The following is a 17,294-nucleotide window of genomic DNA, read 5'->3' as shown; positions in this document are numbered from 1 at the left end:
CCATGTCTGACTGAGTAATAGAGTTATAATATGGTTGAACTGATATAAGCCCTATTAAGAAGGCGATGTGATTACAATACTGAAAAGACGCAAAGCAAGAATAAAAAAACGCAGCTGCCTTCCGGCAGCTACGCTTGCATAAAAATAATAAACTGAACACTTAATTTTTATTCTCCCTGTCCTAAGGAGAATCCTCTTTGTCCATCGAATTCGTAGAGGTTTTCCGTTTTGATCACATCGAATCCCAAATAATTTAGTTTGGAGAGCAGGGCGACAACCTGTTCAAAATCAATATGGGCGTACTGAGGTTCCCTTCTGTTTATTTTAGCGTCCACCCCTACAAAGCGGCAGCGCCAGTGGTCTGTACAATAGGTTTCCTTTAATCCTTCGGGGTATACCTTGACCCCTCGGTTAGTGATCATTTTTAGTTTTAATTTGTAGACATCCAGGGATGAGAGGGCGTCTCCAAGTTCATTAGGATCCTTACCCTGCCAGTCCAGGAACACATCCACACCTACCAGTTCTTTATACTGCTGTTGGCGGAAGTATTCCGGCATTTGAATCACACCGTTTCCGTGGGCCAAAGTACTTTTGGTCAGATTATCCGGTGTTTTTCCCAGGTTTTCAATGACTTTTTCCGCGAATTCCTGTGTCTTTACCTTTTGCGCGCTCACTCCTTCCTGATAGATATCCGCTGTGTGATAGCCTTGTTCCAGGGTTGTTAGCCAGGCGTTCTTCACCTTATCACCGATCTCTGCCTGTCCGATGTGGGCCAACATGGCCACCGCAGCATTGATAAGCCCTGAAGGATTCGCTATACCTTTTCCCGCGATATCGGGGGCAGATCCGTGGATAGCCTCAAACATGGCCACTTCCTTTCCAATATTTGCCGAACCGCACATCCCCACAGAACCTCCTATTTCCGCAGCGATGTCAGAAATAATGTCTCCGTAGAGGTTTGCAGTAACAATTACATCGTAATTTTCCGGACTGGCCGCCAATCGCGCAGAACCTATATCGATAATCTGAGTCTCCGCCTGAATTTCAGGATATTCAATTGAAATCTCATCAAAGACCCTATGGAACAGGCCGTCTGTCAGTTTCATGATGTTATCCTTTACCATGCAGGTAACCTTCTTTCTGCCATATGCTTTGGCATATTCAAAGGCGTAGCGGACGATTCGCTCACATCCAGGTCTGGTTATGAGCTTAAGGCATTGATAGACCTCTTGCGTCTGCCTGTGCTCTATTCCCGCGTATAGATCTTCCTCGTTTTCACGAATGATGACCACGTCCATGGTAGGGAAATTTGTAGGGACATAAGGGTATAAAGAAGTAACCGGTCTTAGATTAGCATAAAGGCCCAGAGATTTTCTCAGGGTAACGTTAAGGCTTTTGTAACCTTTTCCCTGAGGAGTGGTGATGGGGGCCTTAAATATTATTTTGTTGTTTCGGATTGCTTCCCAGGCCTTGGAATCTATGCCTGATGTATTACCGGATAAGTAGACTTTCTCACCTAATTCTATGAATTCTGGTTCGATTTGGGCTCCTGCAGCCTTGAGGATGCTAAGGGTAGCTTTCATGATTTCCGGCCCTATGCCGTCTCCCTGAGCCACCGCCACTTTAACAGGAGTGTTTGTTTCTTTCTTTTGTAGTTGTTCGGTTAAAACCTTTATATCCATATGTACTTTGTGATTTTGTTTCCGGAACAAAGATCAAAAGAATATTCCATAAAATTTTATTTAATTATTTTACCAATCACATAAATATAATTTATGATTACTTCCTAAGGCCCTACAAATATGGCTTGGGTAATAAGCTGTGATCATAGGTTTTTTGCCCAATAATTGGTCAAATACTGTTAAGGAATCAGGGAATTCCCATTCAAAGAATTAAAATCGTAAGTGGAAATGATAATATATCGTCAATATTGCCCCAAAAAAGGCTGTAACTTGACAAAATCGTATTGGTTTAGCGGGGTTTATCCCTGCTGTACTATGTTGTGGCCAAGGCCACAAGAAATAAAGTAACCTATTCAGTTTATAAAATCTCAACAAAATGAAAGCTAAGTTCGTACTCTTAATTATCGGAGTTGCTATACTCCTTGCCAGTTGGCAGACTTCCACCGGCGATGCTCCCAAAGCAAAAAAAGGCATGGTCAAGATAGCCATTATGTATCCTAATGAAGAAGGGAAGACGTTTAACATGGATTACTATTCAGAGAAGCACATGCCAATGTGTGCACGCCTTTTTGGTGATTCCTTACAGCTGATGGAAATCGACAAGGGTGTTGGTGGCAGGACCCCGGACGAGCCTGTTCCCTATGTGGCTATCGGTTATTTTTACTTTAACAAGCTTTCCGAGTATCAAAATTCCTTCGGACCTAATGCGGAACAGATCCTGGGTGATATCCCCAACTATACGGATATTCAGCCGGTGGTACAAATCAGTGAGGTAGTACACTAATTGAGCCAGAGCTCCATTAGGGTGATTAGGATTCAGGGCTAAGTTTAAACTCAAGTTTAAGTTTAAGTGTAAGTTTTATGGGGTGGCTTGGAGCGTTGTAAAACTGTAAAATTGTGAAATCGAGGAATTGTAACATTAGACTATTGGATGATTGGATGGTTAGAGGGTTAGATTGTTAGACAGTTGGATGGTTGGATGGTTAGATGGTTAGACGGTTGGATGGTTAGACGGTTGGATGGTCAGACGTTTGGATTGTTAGACAGTTGGATGGTTAGACGTTTGGATTGTTAGATTGTTAGACTGCTGGATTTTTAGACAATAAACTGTTTACTGGTGACTGTTCACTGTTCACTGATTACTGCCCACTGCCTACTGAAACTGGGGTTCTAAACCCCTCCCCATATTAAGTTACCCACTACTACTGCAATTTCAAAGCAGGAAGAAAGTAAATCAATTTGAAAATGAGGAAATGGAACAATGTAGTAGTTTGAAGAATTGTAAAACTGTTAAATTGGGGGAACTGGAGAATTAGACAATTGGACGGTTGGATGTTTTGGATGGTTAGATTGTTAGACAGTTGGATGGTTGGATGGTTAGATGGTTAGACGGTTGGATGGTTAGACGGTTGGATGGTCAGACGTTTGGATTGTTAGACAGTTGGATGGTTGGATGGTTAGATTCTTAGACTGTTGGATGGTTAGACGTTTGGATTGTTAGATTGTTAGACTGCTGGATTTTTAGACAATAAACTGTTCACTGTCCACTGTTTACTGACTACTGATTACTGATTACTGACTACTGATTACTGATTACTGATTACTGATTATTTCTTTATTTTTAAGTTATGGCGTTAAAGAAATAATGCACACTTCAATTGGTAACGCATACGATATATTGAAATGAACAAATCCGTAGACAATTATCTCATCGAGGGTTGTGGACGATGTGAACTCGGTGGAACACCGGATTGCAAGGTGCATAGGTGGACCGAGGAATTAAAACTATTACGAGGCATTGTTCAGGATTGCGGATTAACCGAGGAATGTAAATGGGGTGCACCCTGTTATACCTATCAGGGGAAAAACATACTCATGTTAAGTGCTCTACGGGAGTATTGCTGTATCAGTTTCTTTAAGGGTTCTTTGCTGGCCGATGCCAAATCCTTGTTGGTAAAACCCGGGCCTAATTCCCAGGCAGCCAGGTTGTTTAAGTTTGTGGATGTAGGAAAAGTAAAGGAGCTTGAAACAAATATCAAAGCTTACATTTTTGAGGCTATAGAAATAGAAAAAGCCGGTTTAAAAGTGGCCTTCAAAACGAATCCCGAACCGCTCCCTGAAGAATTGGTAATGAAATTTGAAGAGGATCCGGTATTGAAAACTTCTTTTGAAGCTCTGACACCGGGGCGGCAACGAGGATATATACTCCATTTTTCCCAACCCAAACAGTCGAAAACGAAGATCGCCCGAATCGAAAAATGCATCCCTATGATCTTATCAGGAATAGGATTGCATGATAAGTATCAATCCGGAAAAAGAGGCTAAGCCTAAACTTATCAGCGTATAGCAAAAACGTCTTCCCAGAATTAAAAATGTAATCATGCAGGGCTTTCGGTCACAATGTATACTTTTACATTGATACATTTTGCTGGCCAGGATCGGCATGGTATTAACTATCTAATATGAGGTTCATCTTTTCTTTTATACTCATTTGCGTCTGCTTTGTCTCTTGCCGCAACAAAAGCGGAGAATACGTATGCCCCCCTTGCGACCTTCCCTGTGATGAATTGACTTTTTCGGAAGCGGGGAACTGTCCGCATTGCGATATGGCCCTTGTGAGCAAGGATAAATTGATCAAAGAAAATGAACTACAAGTTAACCAGGTAGACATTCAAAACGGATCTGGGGCATTTCTTGTTGACAGCGGACCGGGACATGAAGGTCAGAGCATAAAAGTATACTACCATAAACCCGAAAATTTCCATGAAGATTCCAAAATTCTTATAGTCATTCCCGGAGCCGGTCGAAATGGGGATAGTTACAGGGACGCGTGGATTGAAGAATCTGAAAAATACGGCCTGCTTATTCTCTCCCCTATGTATAATGAGAGGGAATATGGTTTTGGGGATTATCATCTTTGCGGATTGCTCAAAAATATAGAACTGAAAAACAGCATCGAATATGTGGAAAACACCAATATCGCCAGAATGAACGAGGAGAATTTCAAGTTTGAGATCAACCCAAACCGGGAGCAATGGATTTTCAACGATTTTGATAGAATATTCGATATGGTGATAGCCCATTTGAATTCAAAACAGACTACTTACGACATATTCGGGCATTCTGCCGGTGGTCATATACTACATAGAATGGCCTTGTTTCAAAAGGATTCCAAGGTAAATCATATCATGCCTGCCAATTCCAGTTTTTACACTTTACCCAGCTTTGAATACTCCATGCCCTTTGGCCTGAAAGATGCCCCCATTGAGCGAGAATCGTTGAAACAGGCCTTTGGCCGGAATTTCGTGCTGTTTTTGGGCGAAATGGATAATGAAAATGAAACCGGTGGGACTTTTTTACGATCAACAACTGCAGATAAACAAGGGCTTCACAGGTTGTCCAGGGGAAAATTCTTTTTTGATACTGCCAGGGCGATAGCGGAAGAACTTAAGGTTGAATTCAATTGGAAAATTCAGATTGTCCCTGGAGTGGGGCATAACCACAGGGAAATGGGAAACGCGGTTGGTGAATACCTGTATGCGAACAAATAAGTCTAACTACGAATCGTATAACGTAGATCACTACTCCTGCTCTTAAAAGTTGAATCTCAGCAGGAAGTTAGGCGTCAGCCCCAGGGATAGTTGCTCCAACTGGTCTATGTCCTGTAGTCCGGTAAGCGGATTCTCATCAACCCGATAAAACACCGACAATGGCACCTGACGATTGTACACATTTTGCAGAGACAAGCCGATAGTACCTGTACTTTCATTTTTGGATGAAAGCCGGAAGCCGTACTGTAGAGAAGCATCCAATCGGTGATAGTCAGGAAGGCGGCCACTATTGATAGTCTCAAATTCAATATCACCAGTCACCACGTTAAAACCCGAAACCGGGGTAAAAGGCACCCCTGTTCGGTAATTCCAACCTAATGAGAAACGCCAGTTCCCTGCCTCGTAAGTGTTAGAAAAGGTCAGGTTATTGGTAATATCATTATTGCCTGGAAATTTAGCATCCTGTAATTCTTCAAAGCGGTAATCTACCTTGTTGTAGGTGTAGCCCAACCAAATCCTGTAGTTTCCGAGTTGCTTTTTCAACAAGAAATCCAATCCAAATACATCGCTGGTACCCTGGGAATAATTTTCTGAGGCATTGGTGAATCCATTGGTAAAGGTGGTGAGCCCATCGATCTTTTTGACATATCCATCCACATCCAGTATCCAACCCTTAAAATCGAACAGCAGGCCGAGGGAGAATTGTTCACTTTCCAGCAAGGGAAATTCATTGTCGTCAGTTAAGGTCCAGATACCGCTTTGCAAGCGTAGGCGGGTATCGTCGAATTCAACTAGCTGACTAATGGTCTGATACCTTTTCTCCCCTGTGAGCTTCAAGCGTAGTAGCTTGCTCAGAGGATATTCCACATTTAGGCGCGGCTCAAAATACCAGCCATCGAGCAATGAAAAGGTAGATACCCTTAGCCCCAAACTTATCAGGCCCTTGTTTTGCGGCCGGAAAACATAAGCTCCGTACACTGTGTTGGTAGTATTCTTTCTGTTGGACACTTCATTGAAATCCCGTTCGTCCGCTGAAGGCAGAGGGTCCTCATCATCCTCCGGTTCTCCATCATCACCATTCTCATCACGGCTAAGCTGGTAAAAAACTTCGTTCGAAGAATATTGATAACCCCCTTTAATAGCGTGTTGACGGCTAAAGTCATAAGCCAACTCCGCATTAAACCCATAGTCCAGCACGGTATTACGCCTAAGGTTGTCTTCCTCTATCTGCTGTTGCTCGCGAAACTGGGTCCGGTAGAAACTTTCATAATCAGAATAATAAGCCCCAAAGGAATAATGCCAATTTGTTCCCTTCTCTCCGATCCATTCAAAACTCAGACCCTCATTTTCCGTTATCAGTGCGTCCTCTGTCAGGTTTTCATCTTCCTGCAACCGAAAGTTCAGGTCGTTATTTGTGAGCAACCCACTAAGGTATATACTGTCCTTTTCCGAAGGTTGAATGATCAGTTTAATATTGGTATCATAAAAGAAAAAGGTTTCTTCTCCACCAACCAGGGTCTCCTCATCCTCATCCTCTATAATCTGCCCGCTGGCTTCGTTGACCACGATAGTATTCTGAAATACTTTTTCTGATATGGCATCAAAGGTGGGTGTACCCAGATCCCCAACGTCTGCATAGGAACGACGTCCGGAAACTACCAGGCCTACAGATTCACCCAGGCGGGCTTTCACAAAGGCATCAGCCTGTGTTCCGTTAATACCCAGGCCTGCCCTGGTCTTTTCTGGCACTCCTGTTTCTCCCTGTATGTCGATAACCCCGGAGATGCGGTCACCGTATTCAGGGCTGGCCCCACCTTTAAAAATGGTTGCATTTGAGGTGATATTAGGGTTGAAGATGGAAAGCATACCAAAGAAGTGGCCGGTATTGTACATTTTTATCCCATCGTACAGGATAAGGTTCTGATCTGCTGATCCTCCACGGATCTGAATATCGGAAACCGTTTCATTGATACTTGTAATCCCGGGAACCCATTGGGCGGATTGAAAAATATCCGGCTCCACTAATCCAGGCAGTATGCCCTGCTCTTCAGAACTAAGTGTCAGGGAACCGTCTTTATTCTTGTCGATCCCACGGATGAGATAGGAACGAACGATAACTTCGTTGAGCGTCTCTGCCTGCGGATACAAGAGAATATTTCCGCAGTCGTTCCTGGTGAAATCCGCTGGTAAGAGCAGGCGTTCCGCGTAGCCCACGTATTGAACAAGTATCCCGTTGATCGTGGATTCGTCATCAATCGCAAAATAGCCGTTCTCATCCGTGGTATAACCCTTCGCCGTACCTTTAAGAATCAATGTCGCATAAGGCAATGGGGCTTTGGTCAACCCATCGAACAAATACCCGCAAACAAGAGTTTCAGTCTTTGGTACGCTAATGATCACCTGTCTATCCCCTATTTTTTCAAATAGCAGGCCTGTATCGTCTGCAAGTATATTCAATATGCTATCAAGGCTGAGATCCGAAGGCTTTATGGTAACCCTTTTGTTCGCGATAAGCTCATCTGAATAAGAGAAGCTTAGTCCGCTTTTTTCCTCAATATCCGCTAATACTTCTTTTAAAAAGAGATTCTCATAACCTACTTCAATACTATTCTGCGCCTTAAGCGGCAAGAATTGAAGGGACAAAAGAAGGACAAGGGAAAATCGGATCGCTTTAGGGAGCATTAAGGGTAACTTTTTTCTTGTCATTAGAAAGTTCATAACTGATTCCCATAGGAACAAACACCGATTTTAGCGCCAGTTCCAGATCGTCATGGACAAATACCCCGGTGAAATGTCCCTGAACTAAAGCGGGTTCGTATGAGAACGAAATACCATACTGATATTCAAGTTCTTCAATAACCAACAGCAATTCAGCATTGGAAAAACTACTCCTGCCTTCCTGCCAGGGCGGTTTGCTATCACTATGCTTAAACTCCAGCAAAATGTTGTCTTTTAATTCAACGGCATCTCCCACATTTAAGTATGCCCGTTGTTGCTCCCTTTCATTTTCGTAAAGTACCTTGCCTTCATAACAGTACAACACAAATGAGGTTGGCCTTGAGCGGATATTGAATTCGGTACCCAAAACCGATACCGTTCCGCTTTCGGTCCTTACCTTAAATCCTTCCCCTTTGGTAACCTTAAAAAAGCCTTCGCCTTTTAAATCAACCTCCTTATTATTGGTCCAAAAGAAACGCCGGTGCTTTAGGGTAGACATGGCATTAAGGGCTACCTCTGTACCATCAGGAAGCACTACACTCATTTTTTGGCCTTCAACGGTGGAATAGCTGACCTGACTAAAGAAAAGGCCTGCTATGAGTAAAATAGAGGCCGCGATACCAGCGGCGTAATACCAGGGTTTAAGCCGGATAACTTTTGTTTTTTGCTGCTTCTCAATAGCTGCCCACAATTTTCCTCTCAATACTTCCTTATCAAAATCAGGCTTTTGGAAAGCTGTCAATCCCTGTTCCAATCGTTGATATTCCGCATATTCCGATGATGCCTCAAACGCTTTGCGCTCAGACTCGGTCAGCTCACCTGCGAGCCAACGCGCCATTATGGTATCATCTCTTTCTTCGAACATATTTTTGGTTGTGGTTATTAAGGAAACAGGCTAATACTGATATACCCTACCCCCAAAAACTCAAATATTTTTTATCGTCTTTCTCAATTTCACCAATGCCTTATGCATACGCTTTTCCACAGCTTTTTGGGATACTCCTAGAGAGGCCGCGATCTCCTTATAGGTCATCTTATCCATTCTGTTCAACAAAAAAACCTCCCTTTGCCCTTCCGGCAGGTCGGCGATGGCCTGCTGCAAACGATCCATAAACTCCTTTTCTTCCAACTGAAATTCCGGAGTCTCAGTATCCGTATTATTCTGTGGTAATTTGCTGAACTTCAGGACAACCTTCTTATGCTCCTGCTGGTTATAGAATGCATTCTTGGCCACGGCGAATAGAAAGCCCCTGGCCTTTTCGAACAATACTTTTTTACAATTATTCCAAAGCTTGATGAAGGCATCCTGTACCAGGTCCTCTGCCTGCTGCATATCTCCACATTGGTAATAAAGGTAATTTCGAAGGGATTCGGAATTCAGGTCGAACAGCTCATTAAAGACCCTTTTTTCACAAACAGACTTATCGCTTTGGCTCATTCGTGAATTTTTTTTCGCAAGGGGGGGTGGGGTGAATTCAAAGTATCCTGTTCTAATACCAAAACTAAAAAATAATTGGTTATGAATGTCCCAAAGCAATTTAAGTTCATCCTTGGCGGTTTAAGTTTGCTTGCTGTAGTTACCATTACTTATAAAGCTTATCTGCTGTCTAAAAACGAAAGTAGTTTTTACCCGGACGAAGTTTACAAGGTAACCTACCGATACTTTTTCAAGACAGATACCAGCGCCACAACCATAAAAGCGTATTTGCCCAAAAACAATTCCCGGCAGCAAATAAGCCGGCAAAAAAGTACCCTTCCCGGCAACATTAAATTTTCTACTATTGCGGATGGCTCTAACATTAAGGGTCGATGGTTTACAGAAGCTCAAAACACTTATGAAAGCCTCAGCTACTCTTTCTTTTTTAAAGGCAAAAGTCAGATCTACGGCCTGACTGAGACATTTAGACCTATCCCGGATGCCATGGACCAATACCTGGAAAGCACTAGAAATATTCAAACTGCTGCCCTACCCATCAGCCGATTAGCCAATAATTTAAAGAAGCAGGCCGATACGGATAAAAAGACCATACAAGCACTTTTCGACTATGTTCACGGAATTCCCTCAGCTCCTATAATCACGCTAACCGACGCCCTGAGCGCCCTGGAGCGCAACGAAGCCTCCTGCAATGGTAAGAGCAGATTGCTGGTGGCCCTGGCCAGAAATCTGGGATATCCTGCACGTATAAAAGGAGGGATCATACTGACTGAATCCAACAAACGCACCTCGCATGCCTGGGCAGAGCTTTTTATAAATGGTAATTGGGTGCCTTTTGATGCCTTAAACGGACACTTTGCCTACCTGCCCGCCAATTATCTGGAGTTATATGAGGGAGATGAGTTTTTGATCAGCCATAGCCAGGGGATCCAGTTTGACTATTCCTATGAGATCACCAAAGAAGAATCCCTTTCCATACTGGATGAAGAGGCCGGTGAGACTCAAAGGGTCACCGCCTTTTCCCTATGGGGTCTGGTAAAAAGCAAGACCATCTCTAAAAAGAACTTGTTTTTGCTACTGATGCTACCTCTTGGCGGATTGCTGGTGGCCTTACTCAGAAATATAGTGGGTATAAGGACCTTTGGAGTATTCCTTCCCGTTTTGATCGCTTTTTCGCTGCTGGAAACGGGTTTTACTACCGGAATGGCCCTTTTTCTATTCCTGGTGTTGTTCGTAGGCTTGATCACACGTCCGTTTGACAATATAGGTCTGCTTCATACCCCAAAACTGGTTATTTCCCTGACCCTGATGGTGCTGGTAATGGCCATAGGCAATTTCCTGGGTTTTACTTTTGATATTCCCTGGCTGAGTTCCCTCACCCTCTTCCCTACCATAATTCTGACCATCTCTGCTGAACGCTTTTCCAAACTGATCGTTGAAGACGGGATGCATAAAGCCACCGGCACCCTATTTCAAACGCTGATGGCGGTAAGTGTCTGCTACCTGCTATTTTCTGTGGAAGGCTTGGATAACATCCTGATACTGTTCCCTGAACTGCTCCTACTGATCATCACCGCTTGTATGATACTAGGAAGATATGTTGGCCTGAGGTGGACAGAACTATTGCGCTTTGAACCCCTCTTGAACCCCAAATACATTTAAAGATGCTATCACGAATTTTTAAAGTGCCAAACCCCGGTGGGGTCATTGGCCTTAACCGCCGGAATATTGAATTTATTTACCCGCATAACCAACGCCGGCATTACATACTGGCAGATGATAAGGTAAAAACCAAAATGATACTGCACCAAAATGATATTGCCTGTGCCAAAACCTATGCCGTTATTGAGCGAATCAGTCAGATTAAAGCCAAATGGGAGTCTCTGCAAAACCAAAGTGCGCTGGTCCTTAAACCGGCCCGGGGCTGTGGTGGCGGAGGCATCAAGATATTGAAAAAGTCGGCTTGCGGTCAATGGCAAAGCAGTGGAAAAACCATCAGTGAAGCCAGGATCTTTCAGCATATTACCAGCATTATTTCCGGGCTGTTTTCTATGGCTTCCAACGATGTATGCCTGATCGAGGAATGTATTGTACCCCATCCCTTCTTCGCTGAGATCTATGATGAGGGAGTCCCGGATTTCAGGATTATTACCCTTAAAGCTGAACCTCTGATGGCCATGCTGCGTATGCCTACCTCGAAGTCTGATGGTAAGGCTAACCTTCACCAGAAGGGAGTGGGTATAGGCGTAGATATGGATGCCGGCACCCTTACCCAGGTGTATGACGGCAAACGCTACTCCAACCATCACCCGGATAACGAAAACGGGGTATTTGGCAAGCAGATCCCCTATTGGCCCGGTATGCTGGAACTCGCACAAAAAACCGCCCGGGCCTTCCCCCTGGATTACCTCGGCATTGACCTGGTCATTGACAAAGTCAAAGGCCCTCAGATCATGGAAGTCAATGTGAGGCCTGGCCTGGGCATCCAATTAGTTAACAAATGTGGACTGCGGTCTACCGTAAAATAATAAGCCACTTTAAAAGAATCCATTATGAAATATTTTCTGTGTACACTTACTATTTGCCTATGCATGAACCTAAAGGCCCAGGAAAGGCACCGTTTCCAAATAGGTAGCCAAACAGGATATGAGCACAACTATTTTAAGAGTCCGGACCAGGTTCTGGTGAACGACACGCTTTTATCCGGAGACGATCTTATAGCCAGTAGCGCTTACCTGGATGTCTCTATGGATTACGATTACCGTTACAAGTGGAAGGGGCATCGCATACGATTTGCCATTACGCCTTTTGCAAGGCTTTTTCAGGAGAATATGTCCGACAGCTATTGGAGTCTGAATGCGGCAGTGAAATACGATTATGAACTCACTGAAAGCACCAAACTGCTGGGCCAGCTAAACTTTAAACGCATGAACCGCGAGGGATTGGATGGGGCCCAGGACGTTTTGGTCAACCCCCTGGGATATACCAATTACGGAGTTTCTAGTGGAATAAGCCTGGAACCCCTTAAGCGGAATAAGACCACTATAGAGGGCTTTTACAATTTTAAGAATTTTGATGAGTACGGGATCCGTGACCTGCAGTTCAATGAATTTGGAGTGCAGTTGGGTAGTAAACAAAAATTTCGACCGGGACGTTATGATCATGCTGTTGGCTTTGTGGCCTATTACAAAAAACGTTTGTACGACACCTTCAATGCCGAAGACAGTCCACAACTGGGGCGCCGTGATTGGGACTATGCCAGGTTGAGCGCTTTCTATGAACTACCTCTGACGGCTACCCTGGAGATAGAACCGCAGCTAACGCTTTATTCCCGAATAGACCGCCTGGAGAACCGTTCCGGCTTTAACCAGTACGGTCCCGGTTTGCGATTGCGCTTTGATAATGACAAGACCAAAATAAGTGCCCTGGTAAAGTACCTGGTAAGGGATTATACAGATATTCAAGCCCCAAGTAGTGCAGAGCCCATTGGACTTTTGAGATACCAGTATTTTGATTTTTCGGTGAATTTTGAACATCAACTGCCGGTAAAAGGTTTGCTGTTTACGGGTACCATCTATAACCGCTTTCGCGAGACCAATACTACCAACCTGGCTTCACGTTCCTTCCGCGGGTACCACAATTATTATGGAGGGGTAGGATTAACATGGAAGATTTGAATTCATGTGAAATTGTGAAACTGTAAAATCGTGAAACTGTAAAATTGAGGAATTGGATAGTTAGATAGTTAGATGGTTGGATGGTTAGATGGTTGGGCGGTTAGATTGCTAGATAGTAAGATGGTTGGATGTTTAGACGAATTCTTGGATTATTTGTAAAATACGTTTAAGAACGAATATCGTATATCTAATATCGAACATCTAATATCGAACATCGAATATCGAACATCCCATATCGTACATCGTATATTCGTCTTACGCTTTGCGCTATACGCTGTACGCAGACAATCGACGCTTTGCCGTCCGTAGCCTTAGCGAAGAAGGGATCAACCATCAACGATACCTGAGAGAACTGTTTACTCCAGATAGCTATCGGGACTGTTTACTGTTCACTGATTACTGTTTACTACCTAAATAGGTCTCGACTCCATCTTCACTAAAGTTACGATGGACACGTGCGCTCGACCAGACAGTATCGCCCACTACCTACCGCCAACTGATTTCATCCTCCGAAGCCTTGGCGAAGGAGGACTGTTCACTGATTACTGTTTACTACCTGAATAGGTCTCGACTCCATCTTCACTAAAGTTACGATGGACACGTACGCTCGACCAGACAGTATTGCCCACTACCTATCGCCAACTGATTTCATCCTCCGAAGCCTTGGCGAAGGAAGACTGTTCACTGATTACTGTTTACTGTTTACTGCTCACTAACCTTCCCTCAAACAATACTCCGCTCAAAACCAAATGCCTTAGGGGCAAAAGTCGCATCCAGGCCCATTCCTATCGCAGCTTGTTGTAGCTGTTCCGGAACTTCCCCGCAAAACAAAAAGGGTCCTGGCTGGGCTATTTGCAATAATTCCGGAAAGTGTCCGGCAGCGGTTGTACCCAGGTGAAAACCAAGCGCATCGCTATCCTTAAACAGGTCTAAAACCAGTAATACTCCAGTACTTTCATTAAAGAAACAATCTACTCTTAAAGCTCCGGGCTCGTTTTCCTTCATTTGCTTTTCCACCTGCTCGTAAATGGCCTTAAGTTCATTACCTTTTTCCGCTTTGGCTGTCCACTTATAAACTACTGTAATTTCCTGATCTTTCATGATATATGTTTTATGTTATTGATCGTATACTACAAATGTATGGCATATATCACCTCTCTATAGGTGTCTTTTTCGACAATTTAAAGGGTTGTTTTCGACAATTCTATTGTTTACCTTCGTCATTATTTTTGATGATCATGAAACACATCAGCGTAATTGTCCCGGTGGGCAGCAGTATTGTAGATACCATTATCGCCCCTTTTAATCTGCTGAAAATGGCCAATTCTTACTCCATGCGCCTAAACAGGGAATCTGCCGGACCCTATAAGATAGACCTGGTAGGTCTGGATAAGGAGCCCATAGTATATCAGGGATTGTTTAGCATTCAACCTACAGCTGCTATTGGCGAAGTGAAGAAAACCGATCTGATCCTGGTATCTCCTATCAGCGGGAACCTGGAAAGAGAGGTAAGCAATAACCGGGGTTTTGTTCAATGGATCAGAAAACAGCGTATTGAGAACGATGCGGAGATCGCCAGTTTGTGCAAGGGTGCTTTTTTACTTGCTGAAACAGGCCTTCTGAATGGCAAATCCTGCGCCACGCATTGGACGGCACATGAGCAATTCCAGCGCAGATACCCCGCTGTCAACCTCATCCCTGAAAAGATCATCTGCGAAGACAATGGGATCTACTCCAGTGGAGGGGCATACTCCATACTGAATTTTACGCTCTACTTAATAGAGCGATACTTTGGTAGAGAAACAGCCATCTGGTGCTCTAAGGTCTCGGAAATCGACTTTGATCGTATCAGCCAGAACGCTTTTATCATCTTCAGCGGCCAGAAAGAGCATTCCGATGAGCCCATTAAAAAGGCCCAGCAGTATATAGAGGATCACTACGAGCAGAGGTTAAATATCAACAGCCTGGCCGCAATGGTTAACCTCAACGGTCGCAGTTTTCTCAGGCGATTTAAGAAGGCTACTTCCAACACCCCTTTGGAATATATTCAACGGGTTAAAATTGAGGCAGCCAAAAAGCAATTGGAGTCTACTACCAAAACCATTCTGGAGGTTATGTACGGCATTGGATACCAGGACGAAAAGGCCTTTAGAACCACTTTTAGGAAATACTCCGGCCTGTCACCTAAAGAATACAGAAATAAATACAACCGGGAGATGGCTTTTTCCTAAATTTAATGCAGAGATCGGCAAAGAGTCAGTATAAAGGCTAATGCAGATCCCTATCAGCTCACATTAAATCTGGAACAGCATGAAAAACGGATTGATCTTAGTACTATTTGCCTTTATGACTATCAGTGGCTGCAATACGGCTACTCAAAATGAGTCCACCGCTTATGACGATCGCATTGACGGCATTTTTACAGGCTTTGACGATGCCAACAAACCTGGAGCGGCCGTTGCCGTGGTAAAAGACGGAGAAATAGTTTTTAAGAAGGGGTACGGCAGCGCCAATATGGAATACGATATTCCTGTAACTCCTTCAACGGTTTTTCATATTGCATCGGTTTCCAAGCAGTTTACGGTATTCGCTATACTCCTGCTTGCCGAAGAAGGCAAACTTAACTTTGACGATGATATCCGCAAACACATCCCGGAAGTACCAGACTTTGGCAAGACCATTACCCTGAGGCATCTGGCGGCCCATACCAGCGGCCTAAGGGATCAGTGGAATTTGCTGGCTTTAGCGGGATGGCGGCTGGACGATGTGATCACTAAGGAACACGTTATGAAGCTGGTAGCCGCGCAAAATGAGCTGAATTTTGATCCAGGTGAAGAGTTCACCTACAGCAATACCGGTTTTACGCTCCTGGCCGAAACCGTAGCCCGCGTATCCGGACAATCGTTTGCAGAATTCACCAAAGCCCGTGTTTTTGATCCATTAGGGATGAGTAGCACACTGTTCTATGACGATCACGAAAAAATCGTAAAGAATCGCTCATACTCCTATTACAATACCGGCAATGGGTATAAAAAAAGTGTTTTGAGCTATGCCAATGTTGGCGCCACCAGCCTGTTCACTACGGTAGAAGACCTGAGTTTATGGGCCATGAATTTTGAGACTCCCAAAGTGGGTAGTAAGGAAATCATTGAGCAAATGAATACCCTGGCCCAATTGAACAATGGCGAAACTTTTGGAGGTGCTTACGGACAGTTTGTAGGTGATTACAAAGGCCTGAAGCAAATCCAACACGGTGGTGCCGATGCCGGTTATCGTACCTACCTGGCACGCTTTCCGGACCAAAAATTCGCCGTCGCGGTGTTCAGCAATTACGCGGATGCCAATCCCGGCGCTCTTGCTTTGAGGGTGGCAGATGTCTTTTTGGGGGATCAAATGACTACAGAACAACAGGAACAGGCAGCAATACCTGATTTTATAACGCTTTCTGAAGAAGACATGGGATCCTTCGCAGGAAGTTACTGGAATGAGTCCGGGGTTTATGCGAGAAAGATCTATTTTAAAAACGATACACTGCGGTACTTCCGCGGTGAAAACAATGAAAGTCCATTGATGCCCATAGATCAGAACACCTTTCAAATGCTGAATGTGGAAGTGGATCTTAAAGTAAAATTTGAAGAGAAAGGTGACAAGAAGACCATGATCGTTACCATAGACAACGGAGATCCTATCGTTTCCGAGCAATTTGAGCCCTTGGACTATTCCAGGGCTGATTTGGCAGGGTTTACAGGCGTTTTCTACAGTGATGAGCTAAGTACCGCCTATACACTGATCATGAGAAATGACAGCTTGATTGCCACACATCCAAGGCATAGCGACTTTTCCCTAACACCCATTAAGGAGGATATGTTCTCTGCAGACCGATGGTATTTTGGCAATGTTCGTTTTGAACGTAATCTGGACAATTCCATTTCGGGATTTAGAGTCTCCAGCGGAAGGGTAAGGAATTTGTTGTTTGAGAAGGAGGAGGATTAGACGATTGGATGGTTGGACAGATAGACGGTTAGATTGTTGGACAGTTAGATGGTTGGATGGTTGGATGGTTAGACGAATTCTTGAATTATTTGAAAAATACGTTTAATAACGAATATCGTATATCTAATATCGTATATCTAATATCGTATATCTAATATCGTATATCTAATATCGTATATCTAATATCGTATATCTAATATCGTATATCTAATATCGTATATCTAATATCGTATATCTA

13 protein-coding genes are annotated in these 17,294 nt (G+C 43.8%); 8 read left to right on the top strand and 5 right to left on the bottom strand.

Annotated features, from left to right (window positions below; translation table 11 throughout):
- Nucleotides 1-167: 167 nt before the first annotated feature.
- Entirely contained in the window at nt 168-1,682 is a 1,515-nt protein-coding gene (locus GTQ38_RS09175) for an NADP-dependent isocitrate dehydrogenase (RefSeq protein ID WP_161435218.1), read from the bottom strand.
- A 376-nt stretch (nt 1,683-2,058) separates the two neighbouring features.
- Between GTQ38_RS09175 and GTQ38_RS09170 the strand changes: the two genes are divergently transcribed.
- From GTQ38_RS09170 to GTQ38_RS09160, 3 genes are all read left to right on the top strand, one after another.
- Nucleotides 2,059-2,466 carry an EthD family reductase gene (locus GTQ38_RS09170; RefSeq protein ID WP_161435217.1) on the top strand — a complete coding sequence of 136 codons (408 nt, stop codon included), beginning with the start codon at nt 2,059-2,061 and terminating at the stop codon, nt 2,464-2,466.
- 899 nt (nt 2,467-3,365) lie between these two features.
- On the top strand, nt 3,366-4,007 hold the full coding sequence (locus GTQ38_RS09165) for a YdeI/OmpD-associated family protein (RefSeq protein WP_238857877.1): 642 nt from the start codon (nt 3,366-3,368) through the stop codon (nt 4,005-4,007).
- A gap of 137 nt (nt 4,008-4,144) precedes the next feature.
- The gene (locus GTQ38_RS09160; protein WP_238857876.1) at nt 4,145-5,233 is read left to right on the top strand and encodes a heavy metal-binding domain-containing protein; all 1,089 of its coding nucleotides are present in this window, start codon (nt 4,145-4,147) and stop codon (nt 5,231-5,233) included.
- A gap of 42 nt (nt 5,234-5,275) precedes the next feature.
- On the opposite strand, the gene GTQ38_RS09155 is transcribed toward GTQ38_RS09160, so the two are convergent.
- The 3 genes from GTQ38_RS09155 to GTQ38_RS09145 are packed head-to-tail and all read right to left on the bottom strand — an operon-like array spanning nt 5,276 to nt 9,389.
- Nucleotides 5,276-7,915, bottom strand: a complete 2,640-nt coding sequence (locus GTQ38_RS09155; protein ID WP_161435216.1) for a TonB-dependent receptor — start codon at nt 7,913-7,915, stop codon at nt 5,276-5,278.
- Nucleotides 7,905-8,816, bottom strand: a complete 912-nt coding sequence (locus GTQ38_RS09150; RefSeq protein ID WP_161435215.1) for a FecR family protein — start codon at nt 8,814-8,816, stop codon at nt 7,905-7,907. Before GTQ38_RS09150 ends, GTQ38_RS09155 begins: the two co-directional genes overlap by 11 nt.
- Nucleotides 8,817-8,876: 60 nt before the next feature.
- Nucleotides 8,877-9,389 (bottom strand): RNA polymerase sigma factor, encoded by a 513-nt coding sequence (locus GTQ38_RS09145; RefSeq protein ID WP_161435214.1) that lies wholly within the window; start codon nt 9,387-9,389, stop codon nt 8,877-8,879.
- 81 nt (nt 9,390-9,470) lie between these two features.
- Here GTQ38_RS09145 and GTQ38_RS09140 point away from each other — a divergent pair, with 81 nt between their 5' ends.
- The 3 genes from GTQ38_RS09140 to GTQ38_RS09130 are packed head-to-tail and all read left to right on the top strand — an operon-like array spanning nt 9,471 to nt 13,063.
- Complete coding sequence (locus tag GTQ38_RS09140; RefSeq protein ID WP_161435213.1) at nt 9,471-11,048, top strand: 7TM domain-containing protein; 1,578 nt, start codon at nt 9,471-9,473, stop codon at nt 11,046-11,048.
- Between the two features lie 2 nt (nt 11,049-11,050).
- Nucleotides 11,051-11,914, top strand: coding sequence for a sugar-transfer associated ATP-grasp domain-containing protein (locus tag GTQ38_RS09135; protein ID WP_161435212.1), 864 nt, complete (start codon nt 11,051-11,053; stop codon nt 11,912-11,914).
- Between the two features lie 24 nt (nt 11,915-11,938).
- On the top strand, nt 11,939-13,063 hold the full coding sequence (locus GTQ38_RS09130) for a copper resistance protein B (RefSeq protein ID WP_161435211.1): 1,125 nt from the start codon (nt 11,939-11,941) through the stop codon (nt 13,061-13,063).
- A 723-nt stretch (nt 13,064-13,786) separates the two neighbouring features.
- Here GTQ38_RS09130 and GTQ38_RS09125 read toward each other — a convergent pair.
- Nucleotides 13,787-14,164 (bottom strand): putative quinol monooxygenase, encoded by a 378-nt coding sequence (locus GTQ38_RS09125; RefSeq protein ID WP_161435210.1) that lies wholly within the window; start codon nt 14,162-14,164, stop codon nt 13,787-13,789.
- A gap of 137 nt (nt 14,165-14,301) precedes the next feature.
- On the opposite strand from GTQ38_RS09125, the gene GTQ38_RS09120 reads away from it, so the two are divergent.
- The gene (locus GTQ38_RS09120; RefSeq protein WP_161435209.1) at nt 14,302-15,294 is read left to right on the top strand and encodes a GlxA family transcriptional regulator; all 993 of its coding nucleotides are present in this window, start codon (nt 14,302-14,304) and stop codon (nt 15,292-15,294) included.
- A 79-nt stretch (nt 15,295-15,373) separates the two neighbouring features.
- Nucleotides 15,374-17,056, top strand: coding sequence for a serine hydrolase domain-containing protein (locus GTQ38_RS09115; RefSeq protein ID WP_161435208.1), 1,683 nt, complete (start codon nt 15,374-15,376; stop codon nt 17,054-17,056).
- Nucleotides 17,057-17,294 lie beyond the last annotated feature (238 nt).

Source organism: Poritiphilus flavus (genome assembly GCF_009901585.1).
GTDB lineage: Bacteria > Bacteroidota > Bacteroidia > Flavobacteriales > Flavobacteriaceae > Poritiphilus > Poritiphilus flavus.
The sequence above is the reverse complement of the archived record's forward strand: the minus strand, read 5'-3'. Positions and strand labels throughout refer to the sequence as shown.